Source organism: Micromonospora sp. NPDC005686 (assembly GCF_042871665.1).
GTDB lineage: Bacteria > Actinomycetota > Actinomycetes > Mycobacteriales > Micromonosporaceae > Micromonospora.
In genome coordinates this window covers 164,604-184,365 of record NZ_JBIAIY010000006.1, presented here as the reverse complement: position 1 = coordinate 184,365, position 19,762 = coordinate 164,604, and the positions used below count along the sequence as shown (strand labels likewise).

The window sequence follows — 19,762 nt, the reverse complement described above, 5'->3', positions numbered from 1 at the left end:
GGCGCGACCGGGCGGGCGGTTGCGTCAGGTGCGGCAGGTGGTGGCCGGCAGGCCGGAGACCGGCACCGGGGAGCGGCCTGCCGGGCGGGCCTTGCCGGCGAGCACCGCGGCGAGCCCGTTCATCGAGGCCCGGGTGGACGAGTAGGTCGCCATCAGCGTCGGCGACTTCGCCCCGGACAGCACGTACGGCGTGTCCATCGCCACCGTCACGGCGGCGTCCCCGCGCAGGTCCTTCGCGCCGTCGCCGTACCCGACCAGGTGCACCACGGTGCCGCCGGAGGGCACCACCTTGACCCCGGCCGCGGTGAGCGCCTCGGTCAGCAGCTTGCGGGTGCGTTCCCGGCCCCCGGAGGAGGTCACGCTCACCGGTCCGTTCACCGCGCCGCCGCACTTTCCGCGCAGCACCGTCACCGCGGCGGTGGCCAGGGCGTCGGCGGCCTTGCGGTGGGCGGCGCCGTTGAGCGTGGACAGCGGGGGCGTATCGCGCCCGGCCAGCCGGAACTTCATGGTCAGCACCCGGGTGACCGCCTCGATCAGGCGGGCCCGGGGCAGCGAGCCGTCCTTGAGCGCGGCGCGCAGGCCGTCGTACGCCTTCGTGACGTTCGGGGTCATCAGGATGAGGTCGTTGCCGGCGTTGAGCGCGCGTACGGCGGCCTCGCCCGGGGACCACTTCTTCGCCGGTTCCATGTTCATCCCGTCGGTGATCACCACCCCCTGGAAGCCGAGCCGGCCGCGCAGCACGTCGGTGAGCAGCTTGTGGGAGAACGTGGCAGCGGTGCCCGGGTCGACGGCCCTGACATCCAGGTGGGCCGACATCACCGCCATGGCGCCGGCGCCGATCCCGGCCCGGAACGGCGGGAACGCGAGGCGGTCCAGCTCGGCGCGGGACTGCTTGATCACGGGCAGTTCGGTGTGCGAGTCCTCGGCGCTCAGGCCGTGCCCGGGGAAGTGCTTGACGACCGCGCCGACGCCCTCGGCCTGCAGGCCGCGTACCGCGCCCGCCACCTGAGGGGAGGCGGTCGCCGGGTCGGCGCCGAAGGAGCGGGAGCCGATCACCGTGCTGCGGGTCGCCAGCACGTCGGCGACCGGGGCGAAGTCGAGGTTGACGCCCATCGCGGCCAGCTCGGCCCCGGCGGCTCGCCAGGCGGCCTCGGTCAGGGCCGGGTTACCGGCGGCGCCGGCGGCGAGCGGGCTGGGCAGCAGCGTCACCCCGTCGGTGATCCGGGTGACCACGCCGTACTCCTGGTCGGTGCCGATCAGGAAGGGCGCGGCGCCGGCGGGCAGCTTGCCGGCGGCGGCGCGCAGCCCGTCGGTGAGCGCCCGGACCTGCCTGGGGTTGTCGACGTTCGTGGTGGCCTGGTTGCCCGAGGTCGGGTCGTCGGCGCTGAAGCCGACCAGGATCACCCCGCCGAGCCGGTACCTGGCCACCATCTCGGCGGGGGTGTCGACCCCGGCGAGCGCCCGGTTCCCGGCCGCCGAGGCGGGCGAGACCCGGGTGGCGGAGCTGCCGTACGCGTACGGCATCAGCACCTGCCCGACCAGGTCCTCGTCGCTCAGCGTGCGGACGAGCGCGGCGGCCCGGGCGGCCGGATCGGCGGCCGGCGGCTCACTCGGCGCCGGCGCGGCCGACGACGGCGCCGGGCTCGACGGGGCGGGCCGGGGCCGGTCCGGCCCGTCCGAGCACCCGGAGACGAGCAGCGCGGTCAGTGCGGCGAGCGCGACGGCAGAGCGCCGCGGGGAAATCGACACGCGGCCCACCGTATCGGGGCAACTCGACCTTCGTCACCCGACCCGGGTGAGCAGCGTCACCGGCGCCCCGTCCCCGGCGTACCGGTAGGGCTCCAGCTCGGCGTCCCAGGTGGTGCCGAGCGCCTTGTCCAGGGCGTGGGCCAGCGCCTCCGGTCCACGCGCGGCGGCCATCAGGCTGCGCAGCCGGTCCTCGCCGAGCTGGATGTCGCCGGCCGCGCCGACAGTGGCCCGGAACAGGCCACGGCCCGGTACGTACATGAAGCGCTCGCCGTCGACGCCGGGACCGGGTTCCTCGGTGACCTCGAAACGGATCATGGGCCACTGCCGGAGGGCAGCGGCCAGCTCCGCGCCGGTCCCCGGACTGCCGGTCCAGCCGCACTCGGCGCGGCGGGCGGCCGGATCGACGGGCTGCGCCGTCCAGTGCAGGTTGACCGGCGCGTCGAGGACGCGCGCGATCGCCCACTCGACGTGCGAGCACACGGCGAGCGGGGTCGAGTGGACGTATACGACGCCACGCGTTGGCACGGTGACCTCCCGGTGAGCCGAGGTGCGTCTTCCCCTACGACCTCGTCCTGCCGAGTGGTCCCTGGCACACATGATGACTCTTGTGACTGGTGGTGCGCCAGCGAATCGGAAAATTCGCCGGACCCCCGGGGGCGGGAAATACCCGGGCGGCGGACCTGGTTGTGCCCTCTGACGCCGCGATGACCAGCCAGGTGTCGTGGTCGTGTACAGTTCTCTGGGCGGTTCTCTGTGCCGCCGTACATCTTCGCGGGCCGGCGCTCACCCCGGGCGTCACTCGCACAGCCCCCGGACGGCCTTCCGTCCCCACCGTACGTCTGCAAGGAGTACCTCCGTGGCGAGCAACACCTCTAAGACCGCGCGCGCGTCCGTCCGGGCCGGCCAGGCTGGCCAGGGTGGCGCCCTCAGCGTGCTGGGCGAGTTCAAGTACCTGATCCCGCTCAACGGCGGCAAGCACGCCTACGTGCGCAACCTGACCAACGGCAAGACCGTGCACCTGCGCACCGACTCCGACGCCTTCGTCGAGGAGATCCGCGTGCTGGCCGCCGCCGGCCACGCCGCCAAGATCCGCACCGAGATCAACGGCTTGGCCGCCTCCTACCCGGGCCACGGCTGGGAGGCCACCGAGAAGCGCCTGGTCGAGGCCGGCGTCTTCGAGGGCTGAGCGCCCTCACCCGCACCACCGAGACCGCCCGCCGGGATCATCCCGGCGGGCGGTCTCGCGTCTGCTCCTGCGGCAGCAGCGTCACCTCGCCCGTGGCCAGGTCGTAGAGCGCGCCCTCCACTGCCAGCTCACCGGCGTCCACCGGACCGGCCAGCCGGTCGTCGCAGCGCAACGCGGCCACCGTGCGCCGGACGTGGCGGCGGATTGCCAGCGGGTGCGCCTGCGGGTCGTCCACCCCGACGTCGGTCACCGCCGGGGCGATCCGGTCGACCACGTACGCCAGGTCGCCGCCGGGTCGCCGCCCGGTGCGCAGCACCTCGACCGTCGAGCCGACCGCGCCGCAGCGCTCGTGGCCCAGCACCATCACCAGGCGTACGCCGAGCTGCTCCACCACGTACTCGATCGAGCCGCGTACGGCCCGGTCCAGCACGTGCCCGCCGGTACGGATCACGCAGATCGAACCGAACGTCTGGTCGAAGATCGCCTCCAACGGGACCCGGGAGTCGATACAGCCCAGCACCACCGCGTACGGCTGCTGGTCACCGGAGGCCACCGCCGCCGCGGCGGTGACGTCGTGCCCGTGCACCGGCTGCCCGCTGACGAAGCGGCGGTTTCCGGCGAGCAGCTCGGCCAGCGCGGCCCGAGGACCGCGGACAGTGGATGGCATGCCTCCAGCCTGGTCACCGATCCGACGCCGTGGGGCCGGACGGGAATCTTCTCTTCGGGCCGGTTGCCGTGGTCTCATGGCGGGTAACGCCGGTGTCACCGCCGGGTCGTCCGGTGGACACATATCGGCGGGCCCGGGAGGTGGACGATGCCGGACCTGGAACTGCGGCTCCCCGACGACGTGCGGCTGCACGTGTCCGTCACCGGGCCGGTGGACGCCGAGGTCACCGCCGTCCTGCTGCACGGCTGGACGCTGGACGGGCGCAGCTGGCACCGCCAGGTCGCCGAGCTGCGGGAACGCTACGCGGGCCGGGTCCGCGTGGTCACCTACGACGCGCGCGGCCACGGCCGGTCGAGCTGCCGGGCGCTGCGCGACGCCACCCTCGCCCAGCTCGGCGACGACCTCGCCGCGGTGGTCGACGAGATCGTCCCGTCCGGGCCGATCGTCCTGGTCGGGCACTCGATGGGCGGGATGACGGTGATGGAGTACGCCCACCGCCACCCCGACCGGTTCGCCGCGCGTACCGCCGGGCTGGTCTTCGTCTCGACCACCGCCGAGGGGCACACGCACACCGCGTACGGCCTCTCCCCCCGGATCACCCGGCTGATCCGCCTGGCCGAGACCACCGGCGCCGGGGTGCTGGCCCGTTGCGGCGGCTGGCGACCCCCGCACGCGCTGCTGCGCGCGCTGCGCCCGAGCATCCGCTGGATGCTGTTCGGCGACCGCTGCGACCCGGCGGACATCCGGCTGGTCACCTCGGCGGTGGCCCGGGCCACGCTGCGCTCGATCGGCGGTTTCCGCGCCTCGATCGGGGCCCAGCACCGGCTGGAGACGCTCGCCGCGCTCGGCGGGCTGCCGGCCGCCGCGCTGGTCGGGGACCGGGACCGGCTCACCCCGCCGCCCTGCGCCGAGTCCATCGCGGCGACGCTGCCCAGCACCGAGCTGACCGTCTGCCCGGGTGCCGGGCACATGCTGATGATGGAGCGCCCCGACGAGGTCAACGCCGCCCTGGCCGGCGTGCTGGACCGGGTACTGGCCGGCCGCCCCGCGGCCCGCCGCTGAGCGTCCCCGCCCGCGGGCGGCACCTGACGTACGCCACGTGCGCGGCATGCCCCGGTGTGCCGGTTGCCGACGGCCCGTACCCTCATTCAGCCCGTCGTGCCCTCCGAACACAGGAGCATCCGCGTTGACCGACCAGACCACGCTGGACCGGGAGATCGCCGCCGAGCAGCGTCACCTCGACCGGGTGTACGCCCGGCTGGCCGAACTGCGCCGGTCGGCGGCCGACGCCGAGCGGGAGGGCTACCAGCTGGCCCGGGTCGGCAACTTCGGCGCGCTGGTCGAGCGGGACGCGATGGTCTTCCACGCCGCCCAGCGCCGGCACGTGCTGGACGCCGAGCACGAGGGTCTGGTGTTCGGCCGGCTGGACCTGCGGACCGGGCAGGTGCTGCACGTCGGCCGCCTGGGCGTGCGGGGCGTGGACGCGGAGACGCTTGTGGTGGACTGGCGGGCGCCCGCCGCGGCCGCGTTCTACCAGGCCACCCCCGCCGAGCCGCGCGGCGTGGTGCGCCGGCGCACCATCCAGTCGGCGGCGGAGAAGGTCACCCGGATCGAGGACGACCTACTGGACCCGGAGGCCGCGCCGCCGGACATGGCGGTGGTCGGTGACGGGGCGCTGCTGGCCACGCTGTCCCGGGCCACCGGCCGGGGCATGCGGGACATCGTGGCCACCATCCAGCGCGAGCAGGACGAGGCGATCCGCTCCCCCGGCAACGGCGTCACGATCGTCTCCGGCGGTCCGGGCACCGGCAAGACGGCGGTGGCGCTGCACCGGGCCGCGTACCTGCTCTACTCCGAGCGGGCCCGGTACGCGGGCGGCGGGATCCTGGTGGTCGGCCCGTCCGGCGTGTTCGTCGAGTACATCGCCTCCGTGCTGCCCTCGCTGGGCGAGGAGACGGCCACGCTGCACTCGCTCGGCTCGCTTTTCCCCGGCCTGTCCGCGTCCCGTACCGACCCGCCGGACGTGGCGGCGGTGAAGGGGTCGCTGCGGATGCGCCGGGTGCTGGAACGCGCGGTACGCGACGCGGTGCCGGACTCCCCGGGCGAGTTGCGCCTGCTCTACCGGGGCGAGCTGCTGCGCCTGGAACGCGCCGCACTGGACGCGATCCGGGACCGGACGCTGGCCCGGGGCGCGCGCCGCAACGAGGTGCGCCGGGCGGCGTTCGACGCGGTGCTCGCCGCGCTCTACGCGCAGGCGCGCACGCTGCGGGTGGGCCGGCTGCCGGAGCAGCCGGCGTTCGAGGACGAGATCATCGAACGGCCGGAGTTCCGCGAGTTCCTCAAGGCGTGGTGGCCCCGGCTGCACCCGCGGCACGTGCTGGACTGGCTGGCCCGCCCGGACCGGCTGCGCCGCTACGCCGGGGGGATCCTCTCCTCGGCCGAGATCCGGCTGCTCGGCGACGCGTACCGGTCGCTCGCGACCGAGGGGCTGACGGTGGCCGACATCGCGCTGCTCGACGAGCTGGACGCGCTGCTCGGCAAGCCGGTGCGGCGGGCCCGGCCCAAGCGGGACCCGTACCAGCTCGCCGGTGGCGTGCGCGAGCTGAGCACGTACGCCGACCGGCAGCGCGCCGCCCGCGCGGCGGCGCGGGAGCGTCCGGACGACTACCGCGACTACGCGCACGTGGTGGTGGACGAGGCGCAGGACGTCTCGCCGATGCAGTGGCGGATGGTCGGCCGGCGCGGACGGCTGGCCTCCTGGACCGTGGTCGGCGACCCGGCGCAGACGGCCTGGACCGGCGACCCGCAGGAGCTGGACCGGGCCCGGGACCAGGCGCTGGGCCGGCGCGAGCGGCACCGCTACGAGCTGACCACCAACTACCGCAACTCGGCGGAGATCTTCGCGGTGGCGGCGGCGGAGATCCGCCGGCTCTACCCGGACCTGCCGCTGCCCGACGCGGTCCGGTCCACCGGCGTGCCGCCGGTCGAGCGCACGGTGCCCGCCGCCGACCTGCCGGCGGCCACCGTCGAGGCGGCCGAGGCGCTCCTCGCGCAGGTGGAGGGCACTGTCGGTGTGATCACTCCGGTGCCGCGCCGCGAGGAGGTGGCCGGCTGGCTGGGCGCGCTCGGCGCGGGCCGGCTCCAGGTGGTCACCAGCCTGCAGGCGAAGGGCATGGAGTACGACGGCGTGGTGCTGGTGGCGCCGAGTGAGATCCGGGCCGACCCCGGTTCGGGCGTACGCACGCTCTACGTGGCCTTGTCCCGGGCGACCCAGCGCCTCACCACGCTCGACCCGCTCTGAGGACACCCGTCCGTGGCCCCGCCGCCACCCATTGTTTAGTTGCATACATAGCGATGTGAACATACATTGAGCCTGGCCGGTACGGGGCAGGGAGGGTGTTGGCGTGGGCGCAGGTCATGACCACAGCGGCGCGGTGGCCAACGCGGCACACCGCCACCGGGGCCGCCTCTGGGCCGCCTTCGCGCTGCTCGCCGTCCTGATGGTGGTCGAGACGGTGGCCGCCTTCACCACCGGCTCGCTCGCCCTGCTCTCCGACGCCGGACACATGTTCACCGACGTCCTCGGCATCGGCATGGCCCTGGCCGCGATCACCGCTGCCCGCCGCGCCGGCACCGACCCGCAGCGCACGTTCGGGCTCTACCGGCTGGAGGTGCTCGCCGCCCTGGCCAACGCCGTGCTGCTCGGCGCCGTCGCGCTCTACGTCCTGGTCGAGGCGGTACGCCGGTTCGACGAGCCGCCCGAGGTGCTGGCCGGTCCGATGCTCGTGGTGGCGGTGCTCGGCCTGCTCGCCAACATCGTCGCGTTCGCGCTGCTGCGCGCCGGGGCGAAGGAGAGCATCAACCTGCGCGGGGCCTACCTGGAGGTGCTCGGCGATCTACTCGGCTCGCTCGGCGTGATCGCCGCCGCGCTGGTCATCGCCGTGACCGACTGGTGGTGGGCCGACCCGCTGGTCGCCGTCGGGATCGGCCTGTTCATCCTGCCGCGCACCTGGCGGCTCGGCCGCGCCGCGCTGCGCATCCTGGTGCAGGCCGCGCCGGAGCACCTCCAGGTGACCGCCGTGCACGACCGGCTGGCCGCGGTGCCCGGCGTGGCCGAGGTGCACGACCTGCACGTCTGGACGCTCACCTCGGGCATGGAGGTGGCCTCGGCGCACCTGACCACCGACCCGGGCGTGGACCCGGGCGCAGTGCTGGCCGCCGCGCGGGCCGCCCTGCACGAGGACTTCTCCATCGATCACGCCACGTTGCAGGTCGAACCCGGAGCGTCGGCCGGAGTGTGCGGCAAGACCGAGTGGTGATTAGGGCAGACTTAAATCACTGTGGCTGTTGTAGTCTTATGCCGGTTTTGCCCCGCCTAGTGGTATTGCTCCACGGAGCCGTACCCGGGCAGCGCCGGTAGTCTCGGTCGCGGCCGCACCCGCGGGCGCCACCGGCCCCGGTGGGGCGGCCGTCGCCTAATCGTCCGCAGGGACGAGCCGGGGAACCACGTACGTGGGGTGCATCCGCGTCAGCGGTAGGGATCTTCCGTCCCGAACCCGTCAGCTAACCCGGTCGGCGTTGACGGAAGGACGTGTGAATGCCCGACGTGGCACCTGTACGACGGACGGCCGCCCGGTTGGCGGCCCTGCTCGTCGCGACGCTGACCCTCGGCGTCGCGACCGTTCCGGTCTCCCCCGCCTCGGCGGCGCCGGCGACCGGCCTGCTCGCCGCCGCGCCCGGCGACGACGAGGGCGGCACGCCCGAACTGCGTGCCCAGCTCGACGCCGCCAGCAAGGGCTGGCTGGAGGCGAAAGCCGCGCTGAACCGGTCGGAGAAGCGCCAGAAGCAACTGAACGAACAGCTCAAGACGGTCGGCGCCGAGCTGGCCGTACGCGACGCGAAGGTCGGCGAGATCGCCGTGGTGGCGTACCGCAACGGCCGCCTGGGCACCGCCGGGGCGCTGCTCGGCAGCAGCAGCCCGGAGGGCCTCATGGACCGGGCCGCCGCGCTGGAGCAGGTCGCCGCGCACGAGGACCGTACGCTGCGCGACCTGATCACCACCCGGGACGAGGCCACCCGCACCCGCGCCCAGCTCGACGGCGAGATCCGCGAGCAGCGCAAGCAGGTGACGGTGATGGCCAAGCGCAAGGAGCAGGCCGAGCGCGCCCTGGAGGTGGCCAACGACCGCGCCTCGCGCAGCAGCAGCAGCGGCGGTGGCAGCGTCCAGGGCACCTCCAACAAGAACGCGAAGCCGGCGCCGCGCAACTCGGACGGCTCCTGGCCGTCGGAGTCGTGCAGCGTCAACGACCCCACCCCGGCCGACGGCTGCATCACCCCGCGCACGCTGCACGCGCTGCAACAGGCGAAGGCGGCCGGGTTCACCAGGTACGTCTCGTGCCACCGGCCCAGCGGCTCGGGCGAGCACCCGAAGGGGCGGGCCTGCGACTTCGCCGCGCAGAAGAACGGCTTCGGCGGCGTGGCCTCCGGCGGCGACCGGACGTACGGCAACAACCTGGCCGCGTACTTCGTGCGCAACGCCGACCCGCTCGCCGTGCTCTACGTGATCTGGTTCAAGCAGATCTGGCTGCCCAGCAGCGGGTGGAAGTCGTACAGCGGCGGCAACGGCGACCCGTCCAGCGACCACACCAACCACGTGCACCTGTCGGTGTACTGAGCGCCCGCAAGGGGCCGGCCGGGTCAGGCCGGCCGGCCCTCCAGGGTCGGTCCGAGACGCGCCGCCAGGCCCAGGTGAGCCGCCCGGGCCTGGCGGAACGCGTACCCGAAGAGCGGCGCCGGCGCGGTGAGCGTGATCTCCACCTCGATGCGTACCGTGCCGTCGGGCTCGTCGCACAGCCGGGTGTAGTTGCGTACGGTCGTCGCGGGCTGCTGCCGCGCGACGGTGACCACCTCGTCCTCGCTCGCGATCAACACGTCCGCCTGGTAGGTCACCGGGAAGTGCAGCGGGCCGAGTTGCAGCCGGTCGGTGATCGCGTAGCTGGACAGCGCGCCGGGCCGGGCCGGCAGCCTCCGGACCCGGACGATCAGCGGATGCAGCTCACCCTGGCGACTCAGGTCGCCTAGCAGGGCGACCGCTCCGGCCCGGCTGCACCGGGCCTGAACGGTGTAGCTGAAGCTGTCGCTGCTCTGCAAGCGGGCCCCCTCGCCGTCGTGCGTCGCGACGATCGTCCCGTACCGACGCCGGACTGGCAACGGGTAGAAGGTCCCCTGGCCGCAGGGGGTGCGAGCGACGCTCAGGCGCCGGGCAGCACCTCGGGGGTGTCGTCGGCGAACCACGGCTCAGGCGCGCCGAAGAGGCCGAGCAGGCCGGTCACCCAGAGCTGCCGGTGCACGAACCGGCTCGGCTCGGTGACCACGAGCTTGACGCCACTGACCTCGCAGGTCTGGAAGCCGGCCACCATGGCGCTGATGCCGACCGAGTCGATGAACGTGACAAGCCGCATGTTCAGCTCGATCCGGGCGGGGCGGGCCTTCGCGAGCACCTCGGCGATCGCTTCCCGCACCTCGTACGCGGTGTCGACGTCGATCTCCCCACGGGGCGCGATCTCGACGACACCACCCGGCCGCACAGACTTCACGATCGACAGGCTCACGCGAGCACCTCCACTCGCCCATGACGGGCGCCTCATCAGTACGCGGGCCGCGACCGAGCGTATTCCTCCCACGCCCCGGTCGCCACCCCCCGGGATGAGCAATTCACGAACTGGGCACACCTGGGCCTACCCAATCCGGAACACCGGGTTCCAGTTTCTCCTCTTCGGCGGGCCCCGGCCAACCGTGCGACCGGGCGGGCCCGCCGATCCGCCGACCAGGGTAGCTGGCGCCCGCCCGTCCCGTCCGCACCCGCCCCGGCGCGTTCGAGAGGTTCGTCCCGTTCACCGCTCACCGCCGTCACCCGGGCGTGGTTTGCCGCGGCGTCCGGCGGGGCACTGCCCGAGACAGTGAACCCGCCGGATGGACACCGGAGTCCGAAGTGGCCGCCGGCCTTCGGCACCCGAGGAGGTAGAACGATGTTCGGATCCAACCTGCTGGACCGCCGGGGCAAGGCCGAGCGGGTCGCCGACCAGGCGTGGCAGCACCTGCTCTCCGCCGCCGGTTCCGCCGGTGACAGCGTGCGCGACGCCACCCGGACCGCCCGCCGCAGCTCGTCCGGCCTGGCCGACGACGCCACCGGCCTGGTCGGTTCCGCCGCCGAGGAGGCACGCCGCCGGGCCGGTCGCGCGTTCGACGCGCTCGCCGGCCGCCGTCCCGCGTTGCCCTGGACGCTGCTGATCGCGGCGGCGCTCGCCGGCGCGGCGATCGGCTGGGCCGCCGGCACCGCGGCACGCGCCGCCGGCAGCCGGGACCGCGCCGCGGACGAGATCGAGTTCGTGGACGTGGACCGGCCGAACTCCCCGGCCGGCCTGGACGGCTGACCCACCCGTACGACACGACGACGGCCGCCCCGGGACTCCCGGGGCGGCCGTCGTGCTGCCTCACCCGGACCGGGTGAGGGCGGCTCACCCGGGACACGCGCAGGATCGCGGGTGCGGGACCACGTGCCCGCGCCGCGATCGACGGGAGGGAGAGCCGGATGGCCACCGACACGATCACGCGTACCGACCGGGACATCCAGTCCGCCGTGCTCGACGAGCTGACCTGGGAGCCCCGGGTCGGCCCGGACGAGATCGGGGTGACGGTCACCGAGGGCGTGGTGACGCTCACCGGCCGGGTGGACAGCTACGCCAAGAAGTGGGCCGCCGAGCGGGCCGCGCACCGGGTCACCCGGGTCCGCGCGGTCGCCAACGACCTCGCCGTCCGGATCGACACCGCTGCCGGACGGGAGGATCCGGAGATCGCCGTCGCCGCCGTCCGGGCGCTGGAGTGGGACGCGTTCGTGCCGATCGAGGCGTTGCAGGTGACGGTGGCCGACGGCTGGGTCACACTGCACGGCGAGGTCGAGTGGGAGTACCAGCGGCGGGCCGCCGAACGCGCTGTCGCCCGGCTCACCGGCGTACGCGGGGTGAGCAACGGCATCGCGGTGCGTCCCACCGTCCACCCGGACGGACACGACCTGGCCGAGCGGATCGTGGACGCGCTGGCCCGCAACCGCGCCACCGGGGGCGAGGAGATCGACGTGCGGGTGCACGGCGACACGGTGCTGCTGGACGGGCAGGTCCACTCGACCGGCGAACGCGAGGAGATCGAGCGGGTGGTGTGGAACGCCCCCGGCATCCGGGAGGTACGCAACCACCTCGCCGTGCGGTGAGACGGAACCACCCGGCCCGGGTGAGCCCGGCTCACCCGGGCCCCGGCCACCGTGGGAGGCATGAGTGATCCGAACCGGCTGACCACGAGCGGGCGGGTGAGTGCCGGATGACCACGCCACTTCAGGTCACCACCGCGCGGCTACGGGTCCCGGTGACCGAACGCGACCACGTCCGCGGGCCGGTGGACGCGCCGGTCACTGTCGTCGAGTACGGCGACTTCCAGTGCCGGTTCTGCGGCGTCGCGTACCCGAACCTGACCGAGGTGCTGCGTCAGCGGGCCGACGTGGTGCGGCTGGTGTACCGGCACTTCCCGATCACGAACGTCCACCCGTACGCGGAGAACGCCGCGGAGACCGCCGAGGCCGCCGCCGCGCGGGGCCGGTTCTGGGAGATGTACGACTGGCTCTACCAGCACCAGGACCAGCTCGACCCGGTACACCTGTCGCTCGGCGTCGAGCAGGTCGGCCTGCCGCCGGAGGAGGTCGTCGCGGAGGTCGGCCGCCAGGAGCACGCCGACCGGGTCCGGCAGGACTTCGTCGGCGGCATCCGCAGCGGCGTCAGCGGCACGCCGACGCTGTTCGTCAACGACGTGCGCCACGACGGCGGCTACGACCTGGCCGAGTTGCTCGCGATGGTGGACGCCGCCGCCGACGCCTGAGCGCCGGTCAGATCAGCCGCAGCTCGCGCGCCCGCCGGACGGCGTCCCGCCGGCGGGTCGCGTCGAGCTTGCGATAGATGTTGCGCACGTGCGTCTTCACGGTGTTCACCGACAGTGACAGCTCGGCGGCGATCTCCACGTTGGACAGGATGCTCTGCAGGTAACGCAGGACGGTCAGCTCCCGCTCGGTGAGCGGCTCGTCGAGCGTGCGGGCCGGAGCGGCCGGCGTCGCGGTGGCCGGTCGCGCGTCCACGCCCCGGACCAGCTCGCTCACCGTGGCCCAGTACGCGGTGCCGGAGTCCAGGCGCGCGGCGAGCAGATCGCGTACCCCCGGGTCGGCCCGGGTGAAGACGCGCCGGAGGCCGTCCGGCTCGGCGAGCGCCAGCACCTCCTCCAGCAACCGGCCGGCCCGCCGGGCGTCACCGCCGGCGTCGGCCAGCGCCGCGTCGAGCAGCCCGGCGCCCAGCCGCACCGGCAGCGGCCAGTCCGCCGCCCCGGGCGCGGTCCAGTCGGGCAACGTCCGCTCGGCCGCCTGGGCGTCACCGGCGCGCAGCCGCAGCCGCGCCGACGCGAGCGCCGGCGCCGGCCCGTGGCCCGCCGCGTCGAGCAACGCCCGGGCACCGTCGAGGTCGCCGACGGCGGCGCGTACCTGTGCCTCGTCGGCGGCGAGCCGTCCGGCTAGCTCCGGGCCGGGCGCGGCCGTCCGCGCCTCGGTGAGCGTGCGCAATGCGCCGCCCGGATCGCCGCCGTCGGCCAGCAGCCCGGCGCGGCAGAGCGCGGTGAGGGCGGCGCCGCCCGGCTCCGCGCCGGCCGGCCCGGCGAGCGCCAGGTGGGCGGTGGCCTCCGCCGGCCGGTCCCGCTGCCAGTCCACGAACGCCAGCGCCAGGTACGCGTAGCCGCAGTCGGACCGTGACGACCAGCCCTGGCACTGCGGCATCACCAGCGCCTCCCGGGCCAGGTCCTCGGCGCTGCGCAGCGCGCCCCGGGCCGCCTCCAGCAGCGCCGAGCGGCTGACGCAGAGCAGTTCGGTACGCGGTCGCCCGGCCCGCCGCGCCGCCTCCCGCGCCGCGGCGAACCGGTCCCGGGCGGTGGACAGCTCCCCCTCGGCCAGCGCGGCCAGCCCGTCCGCGGCGCCGGCCACCGCGCGCACGTCGTACCGCTCGGCCGTCCCGGCGCGCGGGTCACCGGCGCCCGCGTCCGGGCCGGTCGGGGACGCCTGCGCCGGGCCGGTGGACAGCAGGCGGTCGGCGGCCCGGCGTACCTCCTCGTGGTCGCCGCCGATCCGGGCCAGGCTGAGCTCCACGGCGGCGGCCAGCCGGCCGAACCGGTCGCGGCGCGGCGCGGGCAGGTCGTCGGCCTGGGCGAGCGCCCGCCGTAACTGCGCGTCGGCGGCGACCCGGTCCCCGGCGTACGCGCGCTCGGCCGCCGCGGCCAGCGCCAGCTCCGGATCCCGGCGGACCGCCTCGGCGGGCGGCTCGGGTGGGGCCGGCACGGCGGCCGGTTCGTCCGGCGCCAGCTCGGGCCAGCGGGTGACGAACAGTTCGGTGGCGTCGGTCCATTCGCCGGCCAGGAGCGCGTGCCGCAGCGCCTCGGCCGGGCGGTCGTGGGCGCCGTACCAGCCGGCCGCCCGCCGGTGCAGCTCACGCACCTCGTCGGCGGGCAGCCGGTCCAGCTCGTCGCGCAGCACGTCGGCCAGCAGCGGGTGCGGCCGGAACCACTGCGGGTCGCCGCCGTCCCGGTGGAGGAAGCCGCCCTCCCGGGCCGCCTCGGCGAGCAGGTGACCGGCGTCGGACCGCCCGGTCAGCGCGACGGCCAGGTCGGCGTGGACCGCGCCGGCCACCACCACCCGGCGCAGGACGTCGCGGGTCGCCGGTTGCAGCGGGGCGAGCACCTCGTCGCGCAGGTACGCGGCGACGTCCGGCTGGTCACCGGCGAACCGGTCCACCGCGCGCGCCGGATCGGCGTCGTCGCCGAGCACGAGCGCGGCGAGGCGCAGCCCGGCCGGCCAGCCGGTGGTGCGCTCGGCCAGGCGGGTCACGGCCGGCGCGGGCACCGACACGCCGTGCGCGACGAGCAGGTCGGCCACCTCGTCGGCGGTGAACGCCAGGTCGTCGGGGCCGATCACGGTCAGCTCGCCGGACAGCCGCCAGTGGTGCAGGGCCAGCGGTGGTTCGCTGCGCGCCCCGGCCACCAGCCGCAGCCGGCCGTCGGCGTGCCGGAGCAGGAACTCCAGCCCGGCCAACGCGTCCGGGTCGGTGACCCGGTGCAGGTCGTCCAGGACCAGCAGCACATGCCGTTCCCGGGCGGCGAGCGCGGCGGCGAGCGCTTCGAGCTGCTCGGGCCGGGGCGGGCCGTCCGGCACCGGTGGCGGTCCGTCGTCCGGGTCGTCGGCGGCGGCGGTGCGCAGGGCCGCCGCGAGGTAGCCCCAGAGTCGCCCGGTGGTCTCGCCGTCGGCCACCGTCACCCAGGCCGGCGACGGCCCGTCCCGTTCTCCCTGCGCCCAGGTCGACAGCGCCGTGGTCTTGCCCCAGCCGGCCGGCGCGCAGACGAGCGTCACCGGCCCGGAAGCGCCCTGTTCCAGCTGGTCGAGCAGCCGGGGACGCAGCAGGACCGGGGCGGGCGACGCGGGCGGCGCCAACCGGGACGACAGCAACGGCGGGCCACCCGGCAGCGTGGCACCGGCGATACCGGGTGAGTCGACGCCGGCGGTGAGCAGATGGGGCGTACCGGTGATGTCGCTCGTGTCGCTCGGCGCGACGACCTGGCCTGCCTCCTCCGGCATGCGTCCCTCCCCCGTCGGTGCGGGCAGCGGTTACCCGGACCGGGCCGGTTCACCCCTTCCGGGCGAACCCGGCTCACCCGGCCGCCCCGCACCCTGTAGGCACGCGGGGCGGCCGGCCGGACGGCGCCGGCCGCCCGGGGACGGCGGGAGGTCGGGTGGCGCGGAGCGGACGGCTGGCGGTCGGCGCGCTGGCGCTCGCGGGAGCGCGGATGCTGGCACCGGCGGGAGCGCGGATGCTGGCACGCCGCCGGGCGCGGCGGGCCGGCGTCGATCCACGGCCGGGCCGGTGGCAGGTGGTGACGGTGGCCGCGCCGCCCGAACAGGCACTCCCGGCCGGACGGTGGCCCGAGCCGCTGCGCCGCCTCGACGGTGCGGTCGAGGTGTGGGCCCGCCCGGCTCCCGGCGGGCGCGGCACCGAGCTGGCGGTACGCCCGCTGGGCGGGGAGTGCACGCTCCCGGGGTTCGCCGCGCACCTGGTCGGCGACGACCCGGGCCGGTTCCTGCGCCACGTGCTGCGGCAGACCAAGCAGCTCCTGGAGACCGGCGAGGTGCTGCGGGCGGACCCTTCGCCGCCGGACCGGCCGGGGACCGTGACATGAGGGCGCTGTGCTGGGCCGGAGCCGACCTGCTGGAGGTGTGCCGCGTCCCGGATCCGGAGCTGCGCAACGCCCAGGACATGATCGTGCGGGTCCGGCGGAGCACCACCTGCGGCGCGGACCTGCCGCTTCTGGCCGGGCGGGTGCCCGAGGCGTCCGCCGGTGAGGTGCTCGGACGCGAGTTCCTCGGTGACGTGGTCGAGGTCGGCCCGGAGGTACGCCGGCACCGGGTCGCCGACCGGGTGGTGGTGAGCGCGGCGGTGGCGTGCGGGGCGTGCTGGTTCTGCCGGCGGGGGCTGCTCGCCTGCTGCGACAACGGCACGAGCGGCGTGACGGCCGAGCCGGAGTGGGGGCAGCCGTCCGCCGGCGGCTACGGACGGCCGGCCCGGCTCGGTGGCTTCGCCGGTGGCCACGCCGAGTACGTGCGGGTGCCGTACGCCGACATGGGCGCCTTCGCCGTGCCGGAGTCGGTGAGCGACGACCGGGCGGTGTTCGCCGCCGATGCCGCGCCGGCCGGCTGGTACGGCGCCGAGCTGGGCGAGGTCGCCTCCGGCGACGTGGTGGCGGTGTGGGGCGCGGGCGCGGTCGGCCAGCTCACCGCCGACGCGGCGGTGGCCCGGGGCGCGGACCGGGTGGTGGTGGTCGACGACCGGGACGACCGGCTGCGGATGGTCGCCGGGCGCGACGGCGTGGAGGCGCTCAACCACAGGTACGTGGACGTGCTCGCCGAACTGCGCGAGCGCAGCGGCGGCCGGGGCCCGGACGTGTGCGTCGACGCCTCCGGCGTGCCGGCCGCGCCGGGCCGGTGGCCGGTGGCCGAGCCGGACGGCGGTGCGGCGCTGCGCGAGGCGGTGCACGCCTGCCGCAAGGGCGGCGTGGTGGTGGTGCTCGACGCCCGACCCGGATTCGTGGACCGGTTCCCGCTCGGCGCGCTCGCGGACAAGGGGCTCGCCGTCCGCGCCGCCCGCCGCCGGGGCGGGGCCGCGATCCCGGCGCTGCTGGAGCGGATGGCCCGCGACGAGCTGGTCACCGAGCACCTGGCCACGCACCGGATGCCGCTGGAGCGCGGCGCCGAGGGGTACGCGTTGTTCCGGGACCGGGCCGACGGCTGCGTCCGGGTGGTCTTCACCCCATGATCGGGGGCACACTCGCCTGATGCGCGCAGACCGTCCGTACGACCTCGTCCTGTTCGGCGCCACCGGCTTCACCGGCGGGTTGACCGCCGAGTACCTGGCCCGGCACGCCCCGGACCGGCTGCGCTGGGCGCTGGCCGGACGCAATCCGGGCAAGCTCGCCGCGGTGCGGGACCGGCTGGCCGCGATCGACCCGGCCCTGGCCGAGCTGCCGCTGCTGACCGCCGACGTGACCGACACGGCGTCGCTGCGCGCGGTGGCGGAGTGCGCCCGGGTGGTGGCCACCACCGTCGGCCCGTACGTGCACCACGGCGAGCCGCTGGTGGCCGCCTGCGCCGCGGCCGGCACCGACTACCTCGACATCACCGGCGAGCCGGAGTTCGTGGACCGGATGTACGTGCGGCACCACGCCGAGGCGGTGCGCACCGGGGCACGCCTGGTGCACGCGTGCGGCTTCGACTCGATCCCGCACGACCTGGGCGTCTGGTACACGGTCAAGCAACTGCCGGCCGACGGGCCGGTCGCCGTGGACGGCTACGTCCGGGCCGGTGGCCGGTTCTCCGCCGGGACGTACCACTCGGCGCTCACCGCGTTCTCCCGTACCGGTGAGATGAGCCGGGCGGCGCGGGCCCGCCGGGCGATGGAGCCCGGCCCGGACGGACGCCGGGTCCGCGCGGTGCCGGGCAAGGTCGGCCGGGTACGCGAGTTCGGTCAGTGGGCGGTGCCGCTGCCCACCATCGACCCGCAGGTGGTCCGCCGGTCCGCGGCGGCCCGCCCGGAGTACGGCCCGGACTTCCGCTACCGGCACTTCGCGGCGATGAAGCGGCTACCCACTGTGCTCGCGGCGGGTGTCGGGCTGGCCGGTGTGGTGGGGCTGGTGAAGGTGGCGCCGACGCGGCGCTGGCTGCTCGGGCGGCTCGCCTCCGGGCAGGGGCCGACCGCCGAGCAGCGGGCCAGGTCGTGGTTCCAGGTCCGGTTCGTGGGCGCCGGCGGCGGCCGGCGGGTGGTGACCGAGGTGGCCGGCGGCGACCCGGGTTACGACGAGACGGCCAAGATGCTCGCCGAGTCGGCGCTGTGCCTGGCCTTCGACGACCTGCCGGAGACCGCCGGGCAGGTCACGCCGGTCGCGGCGATGGGCGACGCGCTGCTCGATCGGCTGGTACGCGCCGGCATCACGTTCCGCACGCTGTCTGCGTGAGGTTGACCCTCGACCCGGTTGAGGTCACAGGATGACGGCCGTGGAGAGCGAGCTTCGCAGCATCGGCGAACTGGCCCGGGCCAGCGGGTTGACGGTCAGCGCGCTGCGGTTCTACGACCGCTCCGGCGTGCTGGCCCCGGCCCGGGTGGACCCGGTGACCGGCTACCGCTGGTACACCGAGGAGCAGGTGGGACCGGCCCGCCTGGTGGCCGGGCTGCGCCGGGTGGGCATGCCGCTGGCCGGCATCGCCGAGGCGCTCCGGCACCGGCACCGGCCGGCCGAGGTGCACCGGCTGCTGGACGCGCACCTGCGCCGCCTGGAGGACGGCCTGGCCGACGCGCGCCGCGAACTCTCCCGGATCCGCAGCCTGATCGACCCGGAGGAGATCATCGTGACCACCCGCCTCGTGCTGTCCCGCACCGACCTCGCCGCCGCCGTGGACGCCGTACGTTTCGCCGTCGGCGCCGACCCCGGCCTGCCGGTCCTGTCCGCCGTGCTGGTGGAGGTCGAGCCGGACGGGGTCCGGCTGGTCGCCACCGACCGGCACCGGCTCGCCGTGGCCCGGGTAGGCGGCACTGTCGACGGCACTGTCGACGGCCCGCCGGTGAGCGCGCTGCTGCCGGTGGCATCGGTGGACGAACTCCGCGCGCTGCTGGACCTCGACGGCGCCGACGTCACCGAGGTCGTCGTGGCCACCGACCGCGTGACGGTCACGGTGGCGGGCCGGCCGGTGACCGCCGTGCCGCTGCCGTACGACTTCCCGGACTACCGGAGGTTGCTGCGGGCGCAGCTCGGTGACGTGCCCACGTACCGGATCCCGTTCGACGCCGCGGCACTGCGCGCGGCGCTCACGGCCGACGGCGTGCCGGTCTGCCACCGCGCGCACGAGGGCGTGGAGCACGAGGTGGTGGCGCTCGGCCTGGACGGCCGGGGTGAGCTGCGCCTGGTCGACCCGAACGCTGTGGTCGACGCGGGCGGCGTGGCGGGCGTGAGCGGCGTGGCGGGCGCGGGCGGCACGGGCGGCCCGGATGCGCTTCGGGTGGCGGTGAACCGGGAGTACCTGCTGGACGCGCTGGGGTCCGGCGACGGCCAGCTCGTGCTGGAACTGGACGGCCCGATCGCCCCGCTGGCCGTGCGGCGGGCCGACGACGCGCACGCCTTCTCGGTCCTGATGCCGGTACGCCTCTGACGCTCCGGCTTCAGGCCGCTCGCCGGTCCCGGCACCGCACCACGGCAGGAATCAGTGACCATGCGTGATGCCGCCGTCGTCCCCAACCCTTCACACCTTGCCGACTTTGCTCTGCAGCCATCCGCGCAACCTTGACGCTCCGTCGAACGCTGCCTCGGTGGCTGCAGAGCAAAGTCGCCAGAGGGGCATGTAGGCCGGAGGGCGGATCCGCGAGATTGACCAGGTCAACGGCATGGCGAGCGGCAACTGTGCGGCACGGGCACCGGAGCACCATCACGGACTGTGAGCGCGACCGACCGACCGCACCACCACTACACGCCGTCACCGGAGAGGGCGT

Annotated in this window: 18 protein-coding genes and 1 riboswitch; of the genes, 12 read left to right on the top strand and 6 right to left on the bottom strand. The window is 75.3% G+C overall.

Translation table 11 applies throughout. From position 1 onward, the window contains the following. Window positions 1–24: 24 nt before the first annotated feature. Together ACFYON_RS16175 and ACFYON_RS16170 are read right to left on the bottom strand one after the other, a co-directional pair. On the bottom strand, window positions 25–1,749 hold the full coding sequence (locus ACFYON_RS16175; RefSeq protein ID WP_354872289.1) for a glycoside hydrolase family 3 protein: 1,725 nt from the start codon (window positions 1,747–1,749) through the stop codon (window positions 25–27). Between the two features lie 33 nt (window positions 1,750–1,782). Further along, entirely contained in the window at window positions 1,783–2,274 is a 492-nt protein-coding gene (locus ACFYON_RS16170) for a DUF3145 domain-containing protein (RefSeq protein WP_354872291.1), read from the bottom strand. Between the two features lie 331 nt (window positions 2,275–2,605). On the opposite strand from ACFYON_RS16170, the gene ACFYON_RS16165 reads away from it, so the two are divergent. After that, the gene (locus ACFYON_RS16165; protein WP_354872293.1) at window positions 2,606–2,935 is read left to right on the top strand and encodes a hypothetical protein; all 330 of its coding nucleotides are present in this window, start codon (window positions 2,606–2,608) and stop codon (window positions 2,933–2,935) included. A gap of 37 nt (window positions 2,936–2,972) precedes the next feature. Here ACFYON_RS16165 and ACFYON_RS16160 read toward each other — a convergent pair whose 3' ends face one another. Continuing rightward, a complete protein-coding gene (locus ACFYON_RS16160) occupies window positions 2,973–3,602 on the bottom strand; it encodes a carbonic anhydrase (RefSeq protein ID WP_354872296.1) in 630 nt (209 codons plus the stop codon). A gap of 147 nt (window positions 3,603–3,749) precedes the next feature. Between ACFYON_RS16160 and ACFYON_RS16155 the strand changes: the two genes are divergently transcribed. From ACFYON_RS16155 to ACFYON_RS16140, 4 genes are all read left to right on the top strand, one after another. Beyond that, window positions 3,750–4,664 (top strand): alpha/beta hydrolase, encoded by a 915-nt coding sequence (locus ACFYON_RS16155; protein ID WP_354872298.1) that lies wholly within the window; start codon window positions 3,750–3,752, stop codon window positions 4,662–4,664. Window positions 4,665–4,788: 124 nt separating this feature from the next. Further along, entirely contained in the window at window positions 4,789–6,903 is a 2,115-nt protein-coding gene (locus tag ACFYON_RS16150) for an AAA family ATPase (protein ID WP_354872301.1), read from the top strand. 103 nt (window positions 6,904–7,006) lie between these two features. Then, entirely contained in the window at window positions 7,007–7,921 is a 915-nt protein-coding gene (locus ACFYON_RS16145) for a cation diffusion facilitator family transporter (RefSeq protein WP_355015169.1), read from the top strand. Window positions 7,922–8,064: 143 nt separating this feature from the next. Continuing rightward, window positions 8,065–8,195: riboswitch (cyclic di-AMP (ydaO/yuaA leader) on the top strand. Between the two features lie 4 nt (window positions 8,196–8,199). Next, window positions 8,200–9,276 (top strand): hypothetical protein, encoded by a 1,077-nt coding sequence (locus ACFYON_RS16140; RefSeq protein WP_354872306.1) that lies wholly within the window; start codon window positions 8,200–8,202, stop codon window positions 9,274–9,276. A 23-nt stretch (window positions 9,277–9,299) separates the two neighbouring features. Here the strand turns inward: ACFYON_RS16140 and ACFYON_RS16135 are convergent, their stop codons facing one another. After that, window positions 9,300–9,752 (bottom strand): SRPBCC family protein, encoded by a 453-nt coding sequence (locus tag ACFYON_RS16135; protein ID WP_354872309.1) that lies wholly within the window; start codon window positions 9,750–9,752, stop codon window positions 9,300–9,302. Between the two features lie 101 nt (window positions 9,753–9,853). Continuing rightward, a complete protein-coding gene (locus tag ACFYON_RS16130; RefSeq protein ID WP_354872311.1) occupies window positions 9,854–10,213 on the bottom strand; it encodes an STAS domain-containing protein in 360 nt (119 codons plus the stop codon). 417 nt (window positions 10,214–10,630) lie between these two features. On the opposite strand from ACFYON_RS16130, the gene ACFYON_RS16125 reads away from it, so the two are divergent. The 3 genes from ACFYON_RS16125 to ACFYON_RS16115 all read left to right on the top strand — a co-directional run bounded on the left by ACFYON_RS16125 (window position 10,631) and on the right by ACFYON_RS16115 (window position 12,527). Further along, window positions 10,631–11,035 carry a hypothetical protein gene (locus ACFYON_RS16125; RefSeq protein WP_354872314.1) on the top strand — a complete coding sequence of 135 codons (405 nt, stop codon included), beginning with the start codon at window positions 10,631–10,633 and terminating at the stop codon, window positions 11,033–11,035. A gap of 158 nt (window positions 11,036–11,193) precedes the next feature. Further along, window positions 11,194–11,868: a BON domain-containing protein gene (locus ACFYON_RS16120; RefSeq protein ID WP_354872317.1), complete on the top strand. Its 675-nt coding sequence runs from the start codon at window positions 11,194–11,196 to the stop codon at window positions 11,866–11,868. 107 nt (window positions 11,869–11,975) lie between these two features. Further along, window positions 11,976–12,527 (top strand): DsbA family protein, encoded by a 552-nt coding sequence (locus ACFYON_RS16115; protein WP_354872320.1) that lies wholly within the window; start codon window positions 11,976–11,978, stop codon window positions 12,525–12,527. 7 nt (window positions 12,528–12,534) lie between these two features. Here ACFYON_RS16115 and ACFYON_RS16110 read toward each other — a convergent pair whose 3' ends face one another. Beyond that, the gene (locus ACFYON_RS16110) at window positions 12,535–15,309 is read right to left on the bottom strand and encodes a LuxR C-terminal-related transcriptional regulator (protein ID WP_354872323.1); all 2,775 of its coding nucleotides are present in this window, start codon (window positions 15,307–15,309) and stop codon (window positions 12,535–12,537) included. Window positions 15,310–15,518: 209 nt separating this feature from the next. On the opposite strand from ACFYON_RS16110, the gene ACFYON_RS16105 reads away from it, so the two are divergent. The 4 genes from ACFYON_RS16105 to ACFYON_RS16090 are packed head-to-tail and all read left to right on the top strand — an operon-like array spanning window position 15,519 to window position 19,425. After that, window positions 15,519–15,908, top strand: a complete 390-nt coding sequence (locus ACFYON_RS16105) for a hypothetical protein (protein WP_355097801.1) — start codon at window positions 15,519–15,521, stop codon at window positions 15,906–15,908. Continuing rightward, the gene (locus tag ACFYON_RS16100; RefSeq protein ID WP_354872329.1) at window positions 15,905–17,041 is read left to right on the top strand and encodes an alcohol dehydrogenase catalytic domain-containing protein; all 1,137 of its coding nucleotides are present in this window, start codon (window positions 15,905–15,907) and stop codon (window positions 17,039–17,041) included. Before ACFYON_RS16105 ends, ACFYON_RS16100 begins: the two co-directional genes overlap by 4 nt. A 19-nt stretch (window positions 17,042–17,060) precedes the next feature. After that, on the top strand, window positions 17,061–18,236 hold the full coding sequence (locus tag ACFYON_RS16095) for a saccharopine dehydrogenase NADP-binding domain-containing protein (protein ID WP_354872331.1): 1,176 nt from the start codon (window positions 17,061–17,063) through the stop codon (window positions 18,234–18,236). A 31-nt stretch (window positions 18,237–18,267) separates the two neighbouring features. After that, window positions 18,268–19,425: a MerR family transcriptional regulator gene (locus ACFYON_RS16090; protein WP_357710734.1), complete on the top strand. Its 1,158-nt coding sequence runs from the start codon at window positions 18,268–18,270 to the stop codon at window positions 19,423–19,425. Window positions 19,426–19,762 lie beyond the last annotated feature (337 nt).